This window comes from Aquitalea sp. FG25, assembly GCF_057809375.1.
In genome coordinates this window covers 26,278-44,783 of record NZ_JBMDJV010000025.1, presented here as the reverse complement: position 1 = coordinate 44,783, position 18,506 = coordinate 26,278, and the positions used below count along the sequence as shown (strand labels likewise).

Below are 18,506 nucleotides of genomic sequence, written 5' to 3'. Positions count from 1 at the left end.
TCGAGAGAGCAAGAAATGAAAAAATGGCTGTTGATGGCATTGCTGATGGTGAGTGGTCTGGCAAATGCAGCATCCGAACTGGGCAAGGATTATATGCTGATGGGAAAACCCCAGCCAGTTGGCAATCCGAAAAAAGTTGAAGTGATCGAATTCTTCTCTTACACCTGCATTCACTGCTTTCACCTTGATCCGCTGATCAAGGCGTGGGAGAAGAAAAAGCCCGCCTATGTTGATTTCCATCGCGAGCAGATTGTCTGGCAGAAGCCGATGGAGGGCTTTGCCCGGTTGTTTGCTACGCTGAACGTGACTGGGTACATGGAGAAGCTGAATACACCCGTATTTGATGCGGTGATGCAGCAAAAGATCAATCTGGGTGATCCGGCAGTATTGAACGACTGGTTGAAGAAGCAGCCAGGTGTGAATCTGGCCAAGTTCATGCAGACCTACAACTCCTTTGGTATCAACAGCCAGGTTGCGCGTGCCAGCCAAATTACCCGTGCCTACAATATTGAAGGCACACCGACTATCGTGGTGAATGGCAAGTATGCACTGGCACCGGCAACGCCAGAGCGGCTGATCGAGGTCCTCAATGATGTTGTTGCCAAAGCAAAGGCTGAAAGCAATATCAAGTAATTGTGTTACGGAGATGCCAGCAGCTGGAGTGGGTATCGCCTAATTTTCACTGTAGTGCTTGACGGCTTGGTTGCTATCAGATAATATACGTTTCTCTGACGCGGGGTGGAGCAGTCTGGTAGCTCGTCGGGCTCATAACCCGAAGGTCGTAGGTTCGAATCCTGCCCCCGCAACCAAGTTTTCAAGAAAAGACCACTCGAATGAGTGGTCTTTTCTTGTGTGCGTCAGCACAGCTGTTATACGTTCAGTTTGCTGTTCGGGAACGTATTCCCTCGAGTCATATTTTCGGGCCACCTTCTTCGGAAGCTGGCCCATTTCTTTTTCCAGAGCCATGCTTTTGATGCGATAAAAAAACCGCCCTTATCGAGGGCGGTTTCGTTTTGCTGAGCTATCTAGCTCAGATGCGTTTTGCCAGCTCGGCAGCCTTGCCTACGTAAGCAATCGGGGTCAGCTCCAGCAGGCGGGTCTTTTCAGCGTCCGGGATTTCCAGGCCCTTGATGAAGGCGGAAAGCGTTTCGCGGGTAATGCCATCCTTGCCACGAGTCAGCTCTTTCAGCTGCTCGTAGGGGTTGGGTACGCCGTAGCGGCGCATTACGGTCTGGATCGGCTCGGCCAGCAACTCCCAGCTACGGCCCAATTCTTCGGTAATGGCTGCCGGATTGATTTCCAGCTTGTTCAGGCCTTTCAGGCAGGCTTTGAAGCCTAGCATGGTGTAACCGAAGCCGACGCCCATATTGCGCAGTACCGTGGAGTCAGTCAGGTCACGCTGCCAGCGGGATAGCGGCAGCTTTTCTGCCAGATGCTGCAGAATGGCATTAGCCATGCCCAGATTACCTTCGGAGTTTTCGAAGTCGATCGGGTTGACCTTGTGCGGCATGGTAGAACTGCCTACTTCATCCTTCTTCACTTTTTGCTTGAAGTAGCCCAGCGAGATGTAGCCCCAGATGTCGCGGTTGAGGTCGATCAGGATGGTGTTAATGCGACCAACAACCTGATATAGCTCCGCCATGTAATCATGCGGCTCAATCTGGATGGTGTAGGGGTTAAAGGTGAGGCCCAGTCCGGAGACAAAGCGACCGCACAGGCTTTCCCAGTCAATTTGCGGGTAGGCAACCAAGTGTGCATTGTAGTTGCCGACAGCCCCGTTGATTTTGCCCAGAATTTCCTGGGAAACCAGTTGCTCGCGCTGGCGCTTCAGACGGTAAACGGTGTTGGCCAGCTCCTTGCCCATGGTGGAGGGGGTCGCCGGTTGGCCGTGAGTACGGCACATCATCGGCAGGTCGGCCAATTCATGTGCCAGCTGCTGCAGCTTGTGGATGACCTCGTCCAGCGCCGGCAATACCACGGTATTGCGGGCTGTTTTCAGCATCAGGGCATGAGACAGGTTGTTGATGTCTTCAGATGTGCAGGCAAAGTGAATGAATTCACTGGCGGCCATCACTTCAGCATTGCCGGACAAACGCTCTTTCAGCCAGTATTCGATGGCTTTGACATCGTGGTTGGTACGGGCCTCGATTGCCTTGACTTCTTCGCCATGCTGTACGGTGAAGTTAGCGATGACATCATCGATTTCGCGGATGGTCGCTTCGGAAAATGGCTTCACTTCCTCGATGCCCGGCTCGGCGGCCAGCATCTTCAGCCATTCCAGTTCAACCTTGATACGGAACTTCATCAGGCCATATTCGGAGAACAGGTTGCGCAAGCCTTCAACCTGGGCAGCATAGCGGCCATCCAGAGGACTCAGAGCGATCAGCGGGTTCAGATTCATGACGAGGTATTTCCAAACGTGGTTTGCCAGCCTGGCTGGCAGGTTTCAGTACATAACAAATCGTTGTTTACAGCTGGGCAAGTCGGCGTATCAGCCCGCTGGCCAGCTTGTCGGCAGCTTCGGGCTTGTAGCGGAAAAACAGTTCTGGCTCAATCATTTCCAGCTCCATGATGGCCAGCTTGCCGGTATTGTCGCGAATGATGTCGACACGCGCATACAGCACATCAAACGGAACCGCAGCCACAGCTTGTTCGGCAAATTGCTGTTCTACGATGGTGGCGGCGTGAGGGTGCACACTACCACCATGATCATCTTGCACCCGGAAGTCACCTGCTTGTGGTGTCTTGCGAATGGCATGGCTGAACTGGCCGTCAATCACCATCAGCGATATTTCACCCTCGGACAGAATGGTATGCTGGAATGGCTGTAACAGCATTGCTTCTTGTTGAATCAGTTCAGCAAAAATACATTCCAGTTCTGGCGTATTCTCTGGCTGTATTCGATAAGTATGTCGTGCAGAGCCGGAAATGACCGGTTTGAGAATGGCATCATTCCAGCCGCTCTCTGCCAGGCATTGTGCCAATGAGCGGGCGTCATCCTTTTCAATGTAGTGGGTGTTCACCACATTGATGCCTTTTTCTGCAATCCACTGCAGGTAATGCTTGTCGATATTCCAGTCGATGAGTGCGGCGCTGTTGAACAATACAGTCTGACTGGCAACTTTTCTCAGCCAGGGGCTGAATTCTGCATAGCGATCAAAATAATCCCACGTTGTGCGAAACAACAGGCTGCGGGTATGTTGCCAGTCAAAATCCGGGTCATCCCAGGCTTTGCGCGTTACATGCAAGCCCTGTTTTTGCAGGGCAGCCACGGCCAATCCGTCTTCCAGATGAACCTGTTTGCTATACCAGTCGGCAGTATCCAGATCCAGGAGTGCTTGCTTGGTTAAAACGACTACATCAAAGTGCATGCATTTCCTTCATATCAAGAAAAACGGGTGACTCGCACCCGTTTTGCTTACATTCCCGGCATCATGCCTTTCATGCCACGCATCATCTTCATCAACCCACCCTTGGCGGAAAACTGCTTCATCATTTTCTGGGTTTGTTCAAACTGATTCAGCAGGCGGTTGACCTCCTGTACCGTGACGCCGGAGCCGGCAGCAATGCGGCGCTTGCGGCTGGCCTTGAGCAGTTCCGGCTTGCGGCGTTCCTCCATGGTCATCGAGTTGATAATGCCTTCGATGCGACGCATAGATTTTTCAGCTTCTGCACCCTGAATCCCCTTGGCCATCTGGCCAAGCTGGCCCGGCATTTTTTCCAGCAGGTTGGACATGCCGCCCATTTTCTTCATCTGCTGCATTTGCGCCTTGAAGTCTTCCAGATCAAAGCCTTTGCCGGATTTCAGCTTCTTGGCCATGGCGGCCGCTTCATCCTGGTCAATGCCTTTCTGGACTTCTTCGATCAGAGACAGCACATCGCCCATGCCCAGAATACGGCTGGCAATACGATCCGGATGGAAGGGCTCCAGGCCACTAACTTTTTCACCTACACCGATGAACTTGATCGGCTTGCCGGTGATGTGGCGCACTGACAGCGCTGCACCGCCACGGGAGTCGCCATCCATCTTGGTCAGAATCACGCCGGTCAGCGGCAGGGCCTCATTAAAGGCCTGGGCTGTGTTGACGGCATCCTGACCTTGCATGGCATCAACGACAAACAGGGTTTCTACCGGGTTGATTGCGGCGTGAACGGCCTTGATTTCAGCCATCATGGCTTCGTCAATGGCCAGACGGCCAGCAGTATCCACCATCAATACATCAAAGAAGTGGCGCTTTGCGTGATCAACTGCTGCACGGGCAATGTCCACTGGCTTTTGATGGCCTTCCGAGGGAAACCATTCAACACCAACCTGTTCGGCCAGTAGTTTCAACTGTTCAATGGCTGCCGGGCGGTAAACGTCTGCAGAAACTACCAGGACCTTCTTTTTCTGGGTTTCTTTTAGTAATTTGGCAAGCTTGCCAACGGTTGTGGTCTTACCCGCACCTTGCAGGCCAGCCATCAGGACAATGGCCGGTGGGACAGCTGCCAGATTGAGACCGTCGTTTTTCTCGCCCATCAATTTGACAAGTTCTTCATTGACCACGCCGACCAGCGCCTGACCCGGTGTCAGGCTACCCATGACCTCCTGGCCAAGAGCACGCTCTTTGATTTGGGCAATGAATGATTTCACGACGGGCAGTGCCACATCGGCTTCCAGCAATGCCATCCGCACTTCGCGTAGGGCATCCTGGATATTGGTTTCTGTCAGGCGGGCATTGCCGCGCAGGTTCTTGATGACGCCGGACAGGCGGTTGGTCAGGTTGTCTAGCATGCTGAGTCCTTCTGTCTGCCAACAAGGGACAGGTTGGTGTAGACTTTCAAACTACCTATTTTACCACGAGCTGCCGGGTTGACGCCCGCAAATGATGGCGCTAACACCATGACTGCCTTTCTCTTTGTTCTGACAATCCTGCTGATCCTTGCCTATGGCGGCCTTTCATGGCATTTCATCGGCAACTGGAAAGGTGTTGCCAGTTTGCCGCGCAATCCGCGTTTCGAGCACACCATGCTGGGAGTGCTGCTTCTGCTACATGCCTATGCAGTCATGTCGCCGCTAAGCGAAGGGACGATGATCTCCCTGGGCGTCGGACGCGCCTTGTCTGTCGTGGTCTGGATGATGCTGGTGATTTACTGGACATGCAGCTTCTTCTATCGCGTGGAAGGGCTGCAGCTGTTCATGATGCCGTTGGCCATGCTGACATTGGCCTTTGCCCTGGCTTTTCCGGGTGAGCACATCATGCATGATCTGGGCAACCCTGCTTTTGCCCTGCATGTTTTAGTCTCGATTGTGGCTTACAGTCTGTTTGCCATTGCTGCATTGCTTGCCGTCCTCATGTTATTTCTGGAGAAGGCCTTGCATAGCAAGCGCTGGCTAGCGCTGGTGCGTCAACTACCGCCCTTGCTGTCACTGGAAAAGATGATGTTCCAAGTGATTGGTTTTGGCTTCATGCTGCTGACGATATCGTTGTTTACTGGTGTCGTATTTTCTGAGGAGGTATTTGGCAAGGCTGTAGCCATCAGTCACAAGACTGTTTTTTCGGTGATTTCATGGCTGCTGTTTGCATCCTTGCTGTTGGGGCGCCATTTCAAGGGCTGGCGCGGCAAGGTGGCAATACGCTGGACCCTGGCGGGTTTTGGTGCCTTGCTGCTTGCCTATATCGGTAGCAAGGTTGTTCTGGAGTTGTTGTTGCATCGTACTTGACGTACTAGTCTTGTTTTCTTCACGCCTGGACATTAAGGAGCTGCTACATGAAAAAACTGTTTGCCTTGCTTGTTGGTATGTTTTTTGTCTGCGCCTCGGCACTGGCTGCCATCAATATCAATACTGCAACCCAGCAGCAACTGGAGACGCTGAATGGCATCGGTCCGGTCAAGGCCAAGGCCATTATTGACTACCGCAGCAAGAATGGCGCATTCAAGTCGGTTGATGATTTGAAGAAGGTTTCAGGTATCGGTGACAAAACGCTGGAGAAACTGAAGAAAGACATCAGTATCAGTGGTGCCAGTTCAGCTACTCCCGCTGCCACTGCTCCGGCAGCCAAGCCTGCGGTTCCTGCCGCTAAGCCGATGGCTACCAAGAAGGAGGCTTCCAAGCCGGTTGCCAAGAAGTAGAGTCTGCATCAACGATGTGAAAAAAGCGCCTGTGGGCGCTTTTTTTATTGATACCAGCATCAGTTTTTGCCAAACAGTGCCAGTGCCTTTTGTCGCTGCGCGGCGTGATCAACCAATGGTTGTGGGTAGTCGCGTCCGAGCTGAAAGCCCATGGGCAGATTCTTTGCCAGCCACGGTGCATGGATATCCTTATTGTTGAGTAGTGACAGCTCCGGTATGTAGCGACGGATAAACTTGCCTTCTGGATCAAATTTTTCTGATTGCGTTACCGGGTTGAAAATGCGGAAGTAGGGTTGGGCATCGCAGCCGGTTGAGGCTGCCCATTGCCAGCCGCCGTTATTGGCCGCGAGATCGAAATCGAGCAGCTTTTCAGCAAAGAAAGCCTCACCCTTGCGCCAATCGATCAGCAAGTCTTTCACCAAAAAGCTGGCAGTAATCATGCGTAGCCGGTTGTGCATATAGCCGCTGTGGTTCAGTTGACGCATGGCCGCATCGACAATAGGAAACCCAGTTCGCCCCTCTTGCCAGGCTTGCAGCCAATCCTCACGGTTTTCAAATGCCAGTTGCCGATATTCCTCCTTGAAGCTGACATGGGCGGCTGCAGGAAAATGCCATAGCAGCTGCTGGTAAAAATCGCGCCAGATCAGCTCGCCTAGCCAGCACTCGGCGCCTTCACCTCCTTGTTGCCAGGCAAACTGTGCCAGCTTTCGGACCGAAATGGTGCCAAACCGTAGGTGAGTGGAAAGATAGGACACGCCCTTGCTTGCCGGGAAATCGCGCCATTGCTTGTAGTAAGCAATGCGGGACATGAAATCGGCAAACAGCTGCTCGGCGGCCTGGCTGCCGCCCTTCAGGCTACTGATGCCCTCTGAGAAGCCCAGCTCCTCAAGTGAATGGCTTGCCGGTGTTTGCCAGCGTTCAAGCCGATGCAGGTAGCGCTGAGTGGGGTAGCTTTGCAGAAAGAAACTGTCCAGTTTTTTCAGCCAAGCATTCTTGTAAGGCGTAAACACCGTGTACGGGCGGCATGTGCCAGTCAGCACTTCGTTGCTTTCAAAGATGACCTGGTCTTTGAATAGCTGCAATGTGCATGAATCTTGTTCCAGTGCGCGTGAGATCTCGGCATCCCGTTGGATGGCTTGTGGCTCGTAATCCCGATTGGCAAAAACGGCGGCAGTTTGCCATTGACGTGCCAAGGTAGGGAGCACTTCCCGAGCCGGTCCATGGGCCACATACAGATCACTGCCTTCCGCTTGCAGTGCTTGTCGCAGTGTGTTTACCGACTGCCAGATGAAGTCAATACGCCTGTCCGTGCTAGGAAGGCTCGCGAGAATGTCAGTATCAAATACAAATAGACAGCGGACTGGATGGCCAGATTTCAATGCATGATACAGACCTGCATTGTCTTCAATGCGCAGGTCGCGACGGAACCAGAAGATGATGGGTGTGGGCATGGTGGTAAGTGTGGACTTGGTGGTTTTGCTGGGCGTGTTCAGGTGATTATTAGCATTTTTGCAACACTTTGCAGTGCTTGTTGTATTTTTGGTTTGGTGATTTTTGCTGCTATTTTTTTTATATATATCAATAAAATCAATTGCTTGAGTGTTTTTTTTGCTGTTTGTGTCGCATTGTCTGGCGGCAGGTGCGTTGCGATGTTTTGTATTTTTGCAACGAGCGCTTTATATTTCAGCCAGCAACCAGCCGATCATTCGGCGGTGAAAAAATGTCCGGGAGCCTCAGTTTTAGCGAGGCAATCTAACAGGACTACATTAACTGACTTCGAAAGGAATTAGCGATGAACAAGAAGCTGATCGCCCTGGCTCTGGCCGCTCTGCCGGTAGCCCACGCAATGGCTGATGTAACCATTTACGGCACCATCGAAGCCGATATGGAAAGCAACAAGAGCTACGCCAACGGTGTTAAGGATGCTGCTGGTAAGCCGAAAGCTGTTACCCGCATCGACGACACTGGTTCCCTGATCGGTTTCAAGGGTAACGAAGATCTGGGCAATGGCCTGAAAGCCATCTGGCAAGTTGAGCAAGGCCTGAACATTGACGGTACCACTGGCTCTACTTCTGGTAACGGCTACGGCAACACCTTCGCTACTCGTGACTCCTTCGTTGGTCTGCAAGGCGCTTTCGGTAAGGTTCGTATCGGTAAGCTGAGCACCTTCCTGAACTCCGACGCTGGCGCTCCGGATGCTTGGATCTATGGCAAGGGTGTTAACGGTCAATCCTACAGCTCCATCAATGTTCTGGACGGTCGTGTTAACAACGCCATCCGTTACGACATTCCGGAATTCGTTGCCGGCCTGAGCGGTGCTGTGGTTTACGGTGTTGACGAAACCAGCAATACCAACAAGCAAAACACCTTCAGCATTGGTTCCACTTACACCAACTCCGGTTACTTTGGTACCTTCGGCTATCAGCGCTTCAACAACAACTACCAAACTGCTGGTGGTGAGTTCAAGGCTGGTAACTACTGGCGCCTGGAAGGTGGCTACAATGCCAACAACATCCTGGTTGCTGCTTACTTCGGTAAGAGCAAGCTGAGCTCTGACACCGACAGCACTTTCAACCCGATCGGTATCACTGCAGTAACTAGCACTACTGCTGGTACTACAGCAAGCCTGGTTGAGAAGAAAGAAGCTGGCCTGACTCTGGGTTACACCATCGGCGCGTTCACTCCGAAGTTCTCCTACGGTCGTGTATGGGGCGTTTCGCTGGATAACGTGAAGAAGTCCGGTCATCTGAACCAGTACGTTCTGGGTACTGACTATGCTCTGAGCAAGCGTACCACTGCTTACGCTTCCTATGGCTACGTTCAAGACAGCTTCCGCAATGATGCTGGTGAAAAGTATGGCAACGAGCGCACCATTGCTGTTGGCGTTCAGCACAAGTTCTAATTCTCGCTTAGAGAGTTAAACTTAGGAAAAAGGACTGCTTCGGCAGTCCTTTTTTTATGTGCCAACATTATGCTGACTGAGTTGGCGCGCTGCCGGTGGTGCTGCCACTTTGCCTATGCAACGCATATAATGGCGATCATGCCGCAGCTTAGGGAGATGGCGGCAATTTGCAAAGGGATCGTATGGAAGCTTCTGCGGGGATATCCGGCCTTGGGCGTGCACTGGTACAAAACAATGCACTGTTGCTGCAGGATGCCGAGGCTATTCAGCGTCAGTCTCAGGCATCCAGCATTAGTTTTGTCGAGCAACTGATTGCCAGCAAGAAAATGTCCGCAGGAGATGTGGCGGCGTTTGCTTCGCGTGTGTTTGGCTATCCCTTGCTGGACATGGGGTCGATTGATCCTTCCCTGCTACCCAAGGGCCTGGTGGATGATGAACTGATCGGTAGCCGTCGCCTGGTTCCCTTGTTCAAGCGTGGCAACAAGCTGTTTATCGGTACTTCTGATCCGACGCAGACCTCGGCCTTCCATGCAATTACCTTCAAGACCGGGCTGACTGTTGAGGTGGTGGTTGTTGAAGATGACAAGCTGTCTAAAGTCATCGGCAAATATACGGAAGATGCTACTGCAGCCATCAAGGCGCTCGAAAATGAAGATTTTGGTGATCTGGAGTTTGTCGATCCAGATGCGCAGATACCGCATAGTGAAACCAACCAGCCGGATGTGGATGACGCCCCTGTCGTCAAGTTTATCCACAAGGTGTTGTTAGATGCCATCAACGGTGGAGCCTCTGATGTCCACTTCGAACCTTATGAGAAGTTTTACCGCATCCGTTACCGGGTGGATGGTCAGCTCAAGGAAATTGCCCAGCCCCCGTTGCTGTTGAAGGAAAAGATTGCCTCCCGGATCAAGGTTATTTCCCGGTTGGATATTTCTGAAAAGCGAGTGCCACAAGATGGTCGCCTAAAACTAGTGTTGTCCAAGTCGCATTCCATCGATTTCCGTGTCAGTACCTTGCCGACCTTGTATGGTGAGAAGATTGTGATGCGTATTCTGGATTCCTCAGCCGCATCGCTGGATATCGAACAGCTTGGTTTCGAGCCTGAGCAGAAGCAGATGTTGCTGGATGCCATCGGTCGACCATACGGCATGGTGCTGGTGACTGGGCCGACCGGTAGCGGTAAAACGGTCTCTTTGTATACCTGTCTGAATATTCTGAATAAGCCGGATATCAACATCTCTACGGCAGAAGATCCAGTCGAAATCAATTTGCCCGGTATTAATCAGGTTAACGTCAATGAGAAGGCGGGTCTCACCTTCTCGTCTGCCTTGAAAGCCTTCTTGCGTCAGGATCCTGATGTCATCATGGTGGGTGAAATTCGCGACTTCGAAACGGCTGATATTTCCATCAAAGCGGCACAGACAGGGCATATGGTTTTTTCCACCCTCCACACCAATAATGCACCTGCAACGCTTACGCGTTTGCTGAATATGGGAGTGGCCCCCTTTAATGTCGCCAGCTCGGTACTGTTGATCATGGCCCAGCGTCTGGCGCGCCGCTTGTGCAGTCACTGCAAGGCACCGGTCGATATCCCCACGCCAGCCTTGCTTAGGGCTGGCTTCCGGGCTGAAGAGCTGGATGGCAGCTGGAAGCCATACGGCCCGGTTGGCTGTGATGAGTGCCGTGGTTCAGGCTATAAAGGACGTACCGGTATTTATGAAGTCATGCCGATCAGTGATGCCATGACGCGTCTGATCATGCAAAATGGCACCGCGATCGATATCAATGATCTTGCCCTGAAAGAAGGGATGATCGATCTGCGACATGCCGGTTTGCTGAAGGTCAAGAAAGGACTGACGTCCTTGGCTGAAATCGAGGCAGTGACCAACGATTAGGTATAAGAAAGATAGGCACCATGGCAACCGTGGCGAAAAAGGCAAACCCGGGGTTTATCTGGGAATGGGAAGGTAAGGACCGGTCCGGCAAGATCATCCGTGGGGAATTACGCGCGGAAACTGAGGCCGTGGCAAAAACGCAGCTGCGCCGGCAGGGTATCAATGTGGTCAAGGTGAAGCGGCGGCGGAGTGGATTTGGTCGCAAGATTACGGAAAAAGATATCACTCTGTTCACGCGCCAGCTGTCTACCATGATGCGTGCCGGTGTTCCCCTGTTGCAGGCATTTGATATCGCGGCGAAAGGCCATAGCAATCCTGCGGTCACCAAGATGCTGCTGGAGGTGCGTGCCGATGTGGAAACCGGTCTGTCTTTGGCGGAGGCTTTTCGCAAGCGTCCGCTGTACTTCGACAAGCTGTTCTGCAACCTGATTGCTGCTGGCGAAACCGGTGGTGTGCTCGACTCCCTGCTTGATAAGCTGGCCACCTACAAAGAAAAGGTCATGGCCATCAAGGGCAAGATCAAATCGGCCATGATCTACCCGACTGCGATTGTTGCAACCGCATTCATTATTACCGCAGTGATCATGATTTACGTGATTCCGGCATTCAAGGACCTTTTCTCCAGCTTTGGTGCGGATTTGCCCGCGCCGACACTGGTCGTCATCTGGTTGTCTGACTTCTTTGTACACTGGTGGTGGTTGATATTCGGCAGCATATTCGGTGCACTATTTGCGTTTTTCTATGCATTCAAGCGCACACCCAAGTTGCAGGAGCAGTTTGATCGCATCCTGCTCAAGCTGCCGGTGATCGGCGATATTATCCGCAAGGCAACCATTGCGCGTTGGTCGCGTACCTTGTCTACCCTGTTTGCTGCGGGTGTACCGCTGGTGGAGGCGCTGGATTCGGTGGGAGGTGCTTCCGGTAATCAGGTATACAGCGAAGCAACCAAGCTGATCCAGAACGATGTCAGCGCGGGTTCCAGTTTGAGTTACTCCATGCAGCGTACCGGTCTGTTCCCCAATATGGTGCTGCAGATGACCTCGATTGGCGAAGAGTCTGGCTCGCTTGATCAGATGCTGGACAAGATTGCCGACTTCTACGAAGAGGAAGTCGACAATGCCGTCGCATCGCTGTCCAGCCTGCTGGAGCCGGCTATCATGGTTATTCTCGGCGTGCTCATTGGTGGTTTGGTTATTGCCATGTACATGCCCATCTTTAAGATGGGTCAGGTGGTAGGGTAAGCATGACAGACATGGCAAGTGTGCTGGCGAACAATGCCGGCTGGTTGATGGTGGTGGTGCTGTTGTTTGGTCTGCTGGTCGGCAGCTTTCTGAATGTGGTGATTCATCGTTTGCCCATCATGATGGAGCGTGGCTGGCAGCGGGAGTGCGATGCGTATCTTGGCCGGGAGCTTACCGCTCAGGGACGATACAATCTGGTGGTGCCCGCATCGCATTGCCCAGCGTGCAAAACAGAAGTGAAGCCCTGGCAGAATATTCCCCTACTGAGCTATGCCCTGTTGCGTGGTCGCTGTCAGCATTGTCACGTGCCAATCAGTATGCGCTACCCCTTGGTGGAACTGCTTACGGGTCTGCTGTTTGCCCTGCTGGCCTGGCATTTTGGCTGGAGTGTACAATTGGCAGGTTATCTGGCCATGACGGCGGCCCTGATTGCGCTGGCTTTCATTGATGCAGATACCCAGCTGCTGCCGGATGACCTGACACTGCCTTTGCTATGGGGCGGCCTGCTGTTCAACTTATGGACTGGAACGGTTGCGCTGGATGATGCCGTGCTAGGGGCGGTGGCCGGTTATCTCAGTCTGTGGCTGGTGTACTGGCTGTTTAAACTGCTCACTGGAAAAGAAGGCATGGGCTATGGTGACTTCAAGCTTCTTGCCGCATTTGGTGCTTGGCTTGGCTGGAGCATGCTGCCGTTGATCATTCTGCTGTCCTCCCTGGTTGGTGCCATTGTCGGCGTGGTGATGATTTTGCTGGCACGGCTTGGCCGTGGTCAGCCCCTGCCTTTCGGCCCCTACCTTGCTGCGGCCGGCTGGATCGCCCTGTTGTGGGGCAAGGATATTGTCGGTTGGTATCTGGGTAGTTATGTCCATTGACATCATTGGCCTGACCGGCGGCATAGGCTCTGGAAAAAGTGCGGCAGCCAGCCATTTTGCTGCATTGGGCGTGCCGGTGATTGATACCGACCTGATCGCGCATCAAATGACGGCACCTGGTGGTGCTGCCATGCCAGCCATTGCGGCAACTTTTGGTCGGGATGTGGTGGCAGCGAGCGGTGCATTGGACCGAGCGCGTATGCGCGCGCTGGTGTTTGCTGATGCATCCTGCCGCCGCAAGCTTGAGGCGGTACTGCATCCGCTGATTCGTGCCGAAAGCGTGAAACAGCTTGAACTGGCGACGGGACCGTATGCCGTGCTGGTGGTGCCCTTGCTGTTTGAGAGCCCGGATTATCTGGCGCTTGTACGGCGTAGTCTGCTGGTCGACTGCCCGGAGGATTTGCAGCTAGAACGTGTGCAGGCGCGTAGTGGTTTGACCGCAGATGGCGTACGCGCCATCATGGCGGCGCAGATGACGCGCGCACAAAGGTTGGCGCTGGCCGATGATGTCATTGATAATGGCGGATCGCTTGCTGCATTGCAGCTTCAAGTTGAGGCCAAACACCAGTATTATCTTGCAAACCTTGCCCACGGCCAGTGACAAGGCATTTTCCAAGCCACCAAGAAGGGCAGACGTCTTGTGATCAGTTTCGAGTTTCCTGTCACCGAACGAACCCGTACGTTGCTGCGTCTGGAGCAGCTGTATGATCGGCTGGCCTATTTTCTGGGCAAAGACCATGCAATGGACCACCATGCGGCGTTGCTGGTGTTGTTCGAATTGCTGGAGACTGCATCCCGTGCTGACCTGAAAGCCGACTTGCTGCAGGAGCTTGAACGTCAGAAACAGGTGCTCGAAGCGTTACGCGAAAATCCGAATGTGGCGGAAGACAGCCTGGACAAGGTGCTGGATGAGATTGAGCTGGCAGCCGGAAAGCTGCATGGCATCACCGGAAAATTTGGCCAGCATCTGCGAGAAAATGAATGGCTGATGGCGATCAAACAGCGAGCAGGGATTCCCGGTGGGACTTGCCAGTTCGATCTGCCTTCCTACTACCTGTGGCAACAAAAACCGGCTGAAGAACGTCGGCGCGATATACGGCGCTGGTCTGCTCCGCTGATGCCGACTGCAGAAGCGGCCCGTATCTTGTTGCACCTGCTGCGCGATAGTGGCAAGACACATCATTATGTCGCCCGCAATGGCGCATTCCAGCAAATGTCCGGTGGTAAGGTGGTACAGATGATCCGCATTGCCTATGACCCGGCATTGAATGTGCTGCCAGAGCTTTCTGCCAACAAATACGCCATCAATGTCCGCTTTGTCAGTGCCGTTACCGGTGAGAGCCGACCGCGCCAGACTGAGTCGGATGTTGAGTTTACCCTGACTAACTGCAAATTCTAGCCTTATGTCTCAAGCTGTCCGTACTGTTTCCTGTCCCACCTGCGGCACCGCCGTGCGCTGGGAGCCCGCCAGCCTGTATCGTCCATTTTGTAGTGAACGCTGCAAGATGATTGATCTGGGCGAGTGGGCCAACGAGACCTATCGTGTACCTGCTGTTGAAGACAGCCCGGATAGTGAGGTCGATCCGGCACGTTATCGTTGAGCCAGACAGAAAAAAGCCCGCGCATGCGGGCTTTTTTCATGTCGATCGCGGTCAGGCACGGGCAGCCAGGGCTGCGCCCTGAGTGAAATAGGACTTTACGCCACTGAGAATGGAGCCGGCCATCTGCTGTTGGAAATCGCTGTCCAGCAGGCGTTGCTCCTCTTCCGGGTTACTGATGAAGGCAGTTTCCACCAGGATGGACGGAATATCCGGTGCCTTGAGTACGGCAAAACCAGCCTGCTCAACTTGGGCGCTGTGCAGCTTGTTCAGCCCGCCCACCTTACCCAGCATGATCTTGCCCAGCTTCAGGCTATCGTTAATGGTGGCGGTCTGAGTCAGGTCCAGCAGGGTGTGCGCCAGAAACTTGTCTTTGCTGGCAATCTTGACACCACCGATCAGGTCCGAGCTGTTTTCCGATTGCGCCATTGTCTTGGCAAAAACGCTGGAAGCGCCTTTTTCGGACAGCGCGAATACCGATGAGCCACGTGCGCTGCGGTTTGGTGCCGCATCAGCATGAATGGAAATGAACAGATCGGCATTCAGTTTGCGGGCCTTGGCCACGCGTACCCCCAGTGGGATGAAGATATCCTCATCCCGGGTCATGAAGGCCTTCATATTGCGCTCGGCATCAATCATGCGCTTTAGCTGTTTGCCGATGCGCAGCACGATATCTTTCTCGCGGGTACCATTCATGCCGATGGCCCCCGGGTCTTCGCCGCCGTGTCCTGGGTCCAGCATCACCACAATGGGGCGATTGCTGTCGTTTTTCTTCGGTTTCACCTGCGGAGGCGGTTCGGTGAGCCGGCCTTTGTTGTAGTCATCCAACAAGGCCATTAGCGGGTCGTCCTGCGCACCGCTGGAGGGGTAGAGGTCGATGACCAGGCGGTGTTTGTACTCGGCCACGGGGTTGAGCGTAAAAGCCTGTGGTTTGACATCGGTTTTGAGTTCCAACACCAAGCGGACGGTGTCCGGACTGAACTGGCCGGCGCGGGCGGTCTTGATGTAGGGGTCGGCGTCGGCAATCTGGCTACTGATGTCCTTGAGTACGCTATTGAGCTGCACGCCCTCCAGATCAATCACCAGCCGGTCCGGATTGCTGATGGTGAACTGTTTGAACTTGATGGCATCGCTGGCCTCCAGCGTGATGCGGGTATAGCTGGACGCGGGCCAGATACGAATGGCAACCACCTGGCTATTGCCGGCAAAGCCAAGCTTGCTGACGCTGAGCAGGAAGGTGGCGGCTGCCGCACCAATCAGGCGGCGGCGGATGGGGTCGAAAGTCGAGTCAGGCATGACTGTCCGGTTTCTGTTCTTGCAATTAAACGATACGTGCGACCAGTACCGCTGACGTCAAGTTCCAGTGTCAGATCGGCTTGCGGAAGCAATGCGCCAGCCTTGTCCGGCCATTCCACCAGGCAAACGGTATCTGCCCCGAAATAGTCACGGAAACCGGCATCATCCCACTCTTCCGGGTCGGCAAAACGATACAGGTCAAAATGGTGCACAGTGAAGGCTTCAAGCGGATAGCTTTCTACCAAGGTATAGGTTGGGCTTTTTACCTTGCCATGATAGGACAGACCAGCCAGCAAGCCACGGGTAAATGTGGTTTTCCCTGCTCCCAGGTCGCCAAGCAGAAAAATTACCACGCCAGCTTGCAGTGCTGCTGCCATGCAGGCACCAAGAGCAAGGGTTGCCGATTCATCCGGCAGGTTGCCGCTGCGAACGCTGGTATTATCCATGACCATATGACTGAAAAATCCTATCCAAAACTGGATTATCCCGAATTGGCCGGGCAAATCAAAGCCTGGGCGCAAGATTTGGGTTTTGCCGACGCGCGTATCAGCCAGGCAGCGCTGCCGCCAGAGGCCGAGGCCCACTTGCAGGCCTGGCTGGAAGAGGGCTGTCATGGCGAGATGGACTACATGCAAAGGCATGGCAGTTTGCGGGTAAAACCAGGCGAACTGGTTCCCGGAACGCTCTCCATCATCAGTGTGCGCCTGCCTTACTGGCCGGCTGAAGCCCTGGCCAGTGAAGACGTGCTGGCCAACGGCAACCTGGCATACCTGTCGCGCTATGCCCTGGGGCGGGATTATCACAAGGTAATACGCGCCCGGCTGCAGAAGCTGGCGGATCAAATCAGCCGGACTGTGGGTAATTTCGGATATCGGGTGTTTACCGATAGTGCCCCAGTGGCCGAAGTGGCGCTTGCAGCACAAGCCGGGCAGGGCTGGCGTGGCAAGCATACGCTGCTGCTGAACCGGCAACAGGGGTCGCTGTATTTTCTGGGTGAACTGTTTACCGATTTACCGTTGCCGCCAGATGTGGCCGAAGCAGGGCATTGCGGTCGCTGTACCCGCTGTATCGATATCTGCCCGACGCAGGCTATTACGGCACCGTATAAGGTGGATGCCCGGCGTTGTATTTCTTATCTCACCATCGAGTTGAAAACGGCCATACCAGTGGAATTTCGATCCATGATTGGCAACCGTGTTTATGGCTGTGACGACTGTCAGCTGACCTGTCCGTGGAATCGTTTTGCCGTACATACACGGGAGCCGGACTTCGCTGTCCGGCATGGTTTGGATCAGGTCAGCCTGCTGGAACTGTTTGGCTGGAGCGAGGCCATGTTCAAGGAAAAGCTGGCGGGTAGCCCTATCTACCGCATTGGCTACGCCAAGTGGTTATCCAATCTGGCGGTCGGGCTGGGTAATGCGCCTTATGACCCGGCTATTGTGGCGGCCTTGACCTTGCGTGCAGATGATGAGAATGAGCTGGTGGCTGAACCTGTGCGCTGGGCTTTGCAGCAGCAGCGCCAGCGTCAGGTGTCTGGCTAGAAAAAAGGAGCCGTTGGCTCCCTTTCATGTTTACTGCAGCGGCAAAACGCAGCTTAGCGCCATGCGCCTTCAGTTCAGTGGCTTGGTGAAATGAAAGGACGTGATGCTAAAGCCCTTGCGGAAGTACAGGCGGTGGGCTTCGGTACGCCAAGTGCCGGAATCCAGTACCTGAAAGCCGCAGCCCAGCCTGCGGGCTTCGTTGGCGGACCAGTCCAGCAACTGGCTGCCTATGCCTTGCGAGCGGTGTGCTTCATCGCTGACCAGATCGTCGATGTACAGACGCAGGTCTTCATAGGTGTTTTCGTATACCCGGTACAGCGCCAGTCCCAGTGGTGTGCCATCTGCATCCAGTGCGGCCACCATGCGGGCACCAAAAGAGCAGACACGTTGCATTTTTGCTGCATAGCTGTGGCCGTGTTCCGGCAACATGGGGCGTAGCTGGCGATGCAGGCTGCTGCAGCGAGCCAGCAGCTCGGGCTCGGTAACCTTGCCGGCCTCATCGGTCAGCGGCAGGATGTGTAGCGTAACAGCCATGCTTATTCGCCGCGCGACGGTGCGATCACCAGAGATTCACCATCCAGAATCACCTTGCCTTGCACCAGGCACTGGGTGGCAAGCTTGACGCGTTTTTTCTCCGGGAAGACTTCCACCACGGTGGCGCGGGCGGTGACGGTCTGGCCGATGCGTACCGGTGCCTTGAAGCGGGTGGATTGCGACAGGTAGATGGTGCCGTTGCCGGGCAGCTTGGTGCCAACCACGGTGGAGATCAGGCTGGCGGTCAGCATGCCGTGGGCAATGCGGGTTTGAAACGGCGTGGTTTCGGCGTATTCCTGGTTGATATGTACCGGATTGTCATCGCCAGAGACGGCTGCAAACATCAGGATATCGGCTTCGGTAATGGTTTTGGCGTATTCGGCGGAATCGCCGACCTTGATATCTTCAAAGTAGACTGTCATGCATGTTTCTCCGGCTATGACGTTGAAATTGCTGCACTGCATTGTGCCATGCAGCAGACGAAATGCAAATTAAGCGGAAATGACGTAGTAT

20 protein-coding genes and 1 tRNA gene are annotated in these 18,506 nt (G+C 54.0%); 13 read left to right on the top strand and 8 right to left on the bottom strand.

The genetic code is table 11. The annotated features are described in order from the left end of the window. Positions 1–15 precede the first annotated feature (15 nt). Entirely contained in the window at positions 16–633 is a 618-nt protein-coding gene (locus ACODR9_RS19440) for a thiol:disulfide interchange protein DsbA/DsbL (RefSeq protein WP_488811455.1), read from the top strand. 99 nt (positions 634–732) lie between these two features. Continuing rightward, positions 733–809: transfer RNA gene (locus tag ACODR9_RS19435), tRNA-Met, on the top strand. Between the two features lie 221 nt (positions 810–1,030). On the opposite strand, the gene purB is transcribed toward ACODR9_RS19435, so the two are convergent. The 3 genes from purB to ffh all read right to left on the bottom strand — a co-directional run bounded on the left by purB (position 1,031) and on the right by ffh (position 4,774). After that, positions 1,031–2,401: an adenylosuccinate lyase gene (purB, locus tag ACODR9_RS19430; protein ID WP_488811453.1), complete on the bottom strand. Its 1,371-nt coding sequence runs from the start codon at positions 2,399–2,401 to the stop codon at positions 1,031–1,033. 67 nt (positions 2,402–2,468) lie between these two features. Next, on the bottom strand, positions 2,469–3,371 hold the full coding sequence (locus ACODR9_RS19425) for an ATP-grasp domain-containing protein (RefSeq protein WP_488811451.1): 903 nt from the start codon (positions 3,369–3,371) through the stop codon (positions 2,469–2,471). A gap of 47 nt (positions 3,372–3,418) precedes the next feature. Continuing rightward, positions 3,419–4,774 carry a signal recognition particle protein gene (gene ffh / locus ACODR9_RS19420; RefSeq protein ID WP_488811449.1) on the bottom strand — a complete coding sequence of 452 codons (1,356 nt, stop codon included), beginning with the start codon at positions 4,772–4,774 and terminating at the stop codon, positions 3,419–3,421. Between the two features lie 108 nt (positions 4,775–4,882). Here ffh and ACODR9_RS19415 point away from each other — a divergent pair, with 108 nt between their 5' ends. Beyond that, positions 4,883–5,704, top strand: a complete 822-nt coding sequence (locus tag ACODR9_RS19415) for a cytochrome C assembly family protein (protein WP_488811447.1) — start codon at positions 4,883–4,885, stop codon at positions 5,702–5,704. Between the two features lie 47 nt (positions 5,705–5,751). Continuing rightward, positions 5,752–6,114, top strand: a complete 363-nt coding sequence (locus ACODR9_RS19410) for a ComEA family DNA-binding protein (protein ID WP_488811445.1) — start codon at positions 5,752–5,754, stop codon at positions 6,112–6,114. Between the two features lie 59 nt (positions 6,115–6,173). Here the strand turns inward: ACODR9_RS19410 and ACODR9_RS19405 are convergent, their stop codons facing one another. After that, complete coding sequence (locus ACODR9_RS19405) at positions 6,174–7,565, bottom strand: cryptochrome/photolyase family protein (RefSeq protein ID WP_488811443.1); 1,392 nt, start codon at positions 7,563–7,565, stop codon at positions 6,174–6,176. Here ACODR9_RS19405 and ACODR9_RS19400 point away from each other — a divergent pair. The 8 genes from ACODR9_RS19400 (at position 7,497) to yacG (ending at position 14,625) form a co-directional block, all read left to right on the top strand. Then, on the top strand, positions 7,497–7,904 hold the full coding sequence (locus ACODR9_RS19400; RefSeq protein WP_488811521.1) for a hypothetical protein: 408 nt from the start codon (positions 7,497–7,499) through the stop codon (positions 7,902–7,904). The two genes, ACODR9_RS19405 and ACODR9_RS19400, sit on opposite strands and share 69 nt — an antisense overlap. 2 nt (positions 7,905–7,906) lie before the next feature. Continuing rightward, positions 7,907–9,016, top strand: coding sequence for a porin (locus ACODR9_RS19395; RefSeq protein ID WP_488811441.1), 1,110 nt, complete (start codon positions 7,907–7,909; stop codon positions 9,014–9,016). Between the two features lie 182 nt (positions 9,017–9,198). Next, positions 9,199–10,911, top strand: a complete 1,713-nt coding sequence (gene pilB / locus ACODR9_RS19390) for a type IV-A pilus assembly ATPase PilB (protein WP_488811439.1) — start codon at positions 9,199–9,201, stop codon at positions 10,909–10,911. Between the two features lie 20 nt (positions 10,912–10,931). Beyond that, positions 10,932–12,152: a type II secretion system F family protein gene (locus ACODR9_RS19385; RefSeq protein WP_488811437.1), complete on the top strand. Its 1,221-nt coding sequence runs from the start codon at positions 10,932–10,934 to the stop codon at positions 12,150–12,152. Between the two features lie 2 nt (positions 12,153–12,154). Further along, positions 12,155–13,024 (top strand): prepilin peptidase, encoded by an 870-nt coding sequence (locus ACODR9_RS19380; RefSeq protein ID WP_488811435.1) that lies wholly within the window; start codon positions 12,155–12,157, stop codon positions 13,022–13,024. Then, positions 13,014–13,625, top strand: coding sequence for a dephospho-CoA kinase (gene coaE / locus ACODR9_RS19375; RefSeq protein WP_488811433.1), 612 nt, complete (start codon positions 13,014–13,016; stop codon positions 13,623–13,625). The genes ACODR9_RS19380 and coaE overlap by 11 nt, the downstream gene beginning before the upstream one ends. Positions 13,626–13,664: 39 nt before the next feature. Then, positions 13,665–14,423, top strand: coding sequence for a cell division protein ZapD (gene zapD, locus ACODR9_RS19370; RefSeq protein ID WP_488811431.1), 759 nt, complete (start codon positions 13,665–13,667; stop codon positions 14,421–14,423). A 4-nt stretch (positions 14,424–14,427) separates the two neighbouring features. Continuing rightward, entirely contained in the window at positions 14,428–14,625 is a 198-nt protein-coding gene (gene yacG, locus ACODR9_RS19365; protein WP_488811429.1) for a DNA gyrase inhibitor YacG, read from the top strand. A 51-nt stretch (positions 14,626–14,676) separates the two neighbouring features. Here the strand turns inward: yacG and ACODR9_RS19360 are convergent, their stop codons facing one another. Both ACODR9_RS19360 and tsaE read right to left on the bottom strand, forming a co-directional pair. Then, a complete protein-coding gene (locus tag ACODR9_RS19360) occupies positions 14,677–15,918 on the bottom strand; it encodes an N-acetylmuramoyl-L-alanine amidase (protein ID WP_488811427.1) in 1,242 nt (413 codons plus the stop codon). Continuing rightward, positions 15,879–16,364, bottom strand: a complete 486-nt coding sequence (gene tsaE, locus ACODR9_RS19355; RefSeq protein WP_488811515.1) for a tRNA (adenosine(37)-N6)-threonylcarbamoyltransferase complex ATPase subunit type 1 TsaE — start codon at positions 16,362–16,364, stop codon at positions 15,879–15,881. The genes ACODR9_RS19360 and tsaE overlap by 40 nt, the downstream gene beginning before the upstream one ends. A 45-nt stretch (positions 16,365–16,409) precedes the next feature. Here tsaE and queG point away from each other — a divergent pair, with 45 nt between their 5' ends. Continuing rightward, positions 16,410–17,459, top strand: coding sequence for a tRNA epoxyqueuosine(34) reductase QueG (gene queG, locus ACODR9_RS19350; protein WP_488811425.1), 1,050 nt, complete (start codon positions 16,410–16,412; stop codon positions 17,457–17,459). A 69-nt stretch (positions 17,460–17,528) separates the two neighbouring features. Here queG and ACODR9_RS19345 read toward each other — a convergent pair whose 3' ends face one another. Both ACODR9_RS19345 and ACODR9_RS19340 read right to left on the bottom strand, forming a co-directional pair. Then, the gene (locus ACODR9_RS19345; protein WP_488811423.1) at positions 17,529–17,993 is read right to left on the bottom strand and encodes a GNAT family N-acetyltransferase; all 465 of its coding nucleotides are present in this window, start codon (positions 17,991–17,993) and stop codon (positions 17,529–17,531) included. Positions 17,994–17,995: 2 nt separating this feature from the next. Beyond that, a complete protein-coding gene (locus ACODR9_RS19340; RefSeq protein WP_488811421.1) occupies positions 17,996–18,415 on the bottom strand; it encodes a MaoC family dehydratase in 420 nt (139 codons plus the stop codon). Between the last annotated feature and the right edge of the window lie 91 nt (positions 18,416–18,506).

Excerpts from the sequence above, each read along its gene's own strand:
- pilB (WP_488811439.1), top strand. The coding sequence starts at position 9,199 with ATGGAAGCTTCTGCGGGGATATCCGGCCTTGGGCGTGCACTGGTACAA.
- ACODR9_RS19415 (WP_488811447.1), top strand. The coding sequence starts at position 4,883 with ATGACTGCCTTTCTCTTTGTTCTGACAATCCTGCTGATCCTTGCCTAT.
- ACODR9_RS19340 (WP_488811421.1), bottom strand. The coding sequence starts at position 18,415 with ATGACAGTCTACTTTGAAGATATCAAGGTCGGCGATTCCGCCGAATAC.
- ACODR9_RS19385 (WP_488811437.1), top strand. The coding sequence starts at position 10,932 with ATGGCAACCGTGGCGAAAAAGGCAAACCCGGGGTTTATCTGGGAATGG.
- ACODR9_RS19395 (WP_488811441.1), top strand. The coding sequence starts at position 7,907 with ATGAACAAGAAGCTGATCGCCCTGGCTCTGGCCGCTCTGCCGGTAGCC.
- yacG (WP_488811429.1), top strand. The coding sequence starts at position 14,428 with ATGTCTCAAGCTGTCCGTACTGTTTCCTGTCCCACCTGCGGCACCGCC.
- purB (WP_488811453.1), bottom strand. The coding sequence starts at position 2,401 with ATGAATCTGAACCCGCTGATCGCTCTGAGTCCTCTGGATGGCCGCTAT.
- ACODR9_RS19410 (WP_488811445.1), top strand. The coding sequence starts at position 5,752 with ATGAAAAAACTGTTTGCCTTGCTTGTTGGTATGTTTTTTGTCTGCGCC.
- ACODR9_RS19405 (WP_488811443.1), bottom strand. The coding sequence starts at position 7,565 with ATGCCCACACCCATCATCTTCTGGTTCCGTCGCGACCTGCGCATTGAA.
- coaE (WP_488811433.1), top strand. The coding sequence starts at position 13,014 with ATGTCCATTGACATCATTGGCCTGACCGGCGGCATAGGCTCTGGAAAA.
- ACODR9_RS19360 (WP_488811427.1), bottom strand. The coding sequence starts at position 15,918 with ATGCCTGACTCGACTTTCGACCCCATCCGCCGCCGCCTGATTGGTGCG.
- tsaE (WP_488811515.1), bottom strand. The coding sequence starts at position 16,364 with ATGGATAATACCAGCGTTCGCAGCGGCAACCTGCCGGATGAATCGGCA.
- ACODR9_RS19440 (WP_488811455.1), top strand. The coding sequence starts at position 16 with ATGAAAAAATGGCTGTTGATGGCATTGCTGATGGTGAGTGGTCTGGCA.
- ACODR9_RS19425 (WP_488811451.1), bottom strand. The coding sequence starts at position 3,371 with ATGCACTTTGATGTAGTCGTTTTAACCAAGCAAGCACTCCTGGATCTG.
- ACODR9_RS19400 (WP_488811521.1), top strand. The coding sequence starts at position 7,497 with ATGATACAGACCTGCATTGTCTTCAATGCGCAGGTCGCGACGGAACCA.
- ffh (WP_488811449.1), bottom strand. The coding sequence starts at position 4,774 with ATGCTAGACAACCTGACCAACCGCCTGTCCGGCGTCATCAAGAACCTG.
- ACODR9_RS19380 (WP_488811435.1), top strand. The coding sequence starts at position 12,155 with ATGACAGACATGGCAAGTGTGCTGGCGAACAATGCCGGCTGGTTGATG.
- ACODR9_RS19345 (WP_488811423.1), bottom strand. The coding sequence starts at position 17,993 with ATGGCTGTTACGCTACACATCCTGCCGCTGACCGATGAGGCCGGCAAG.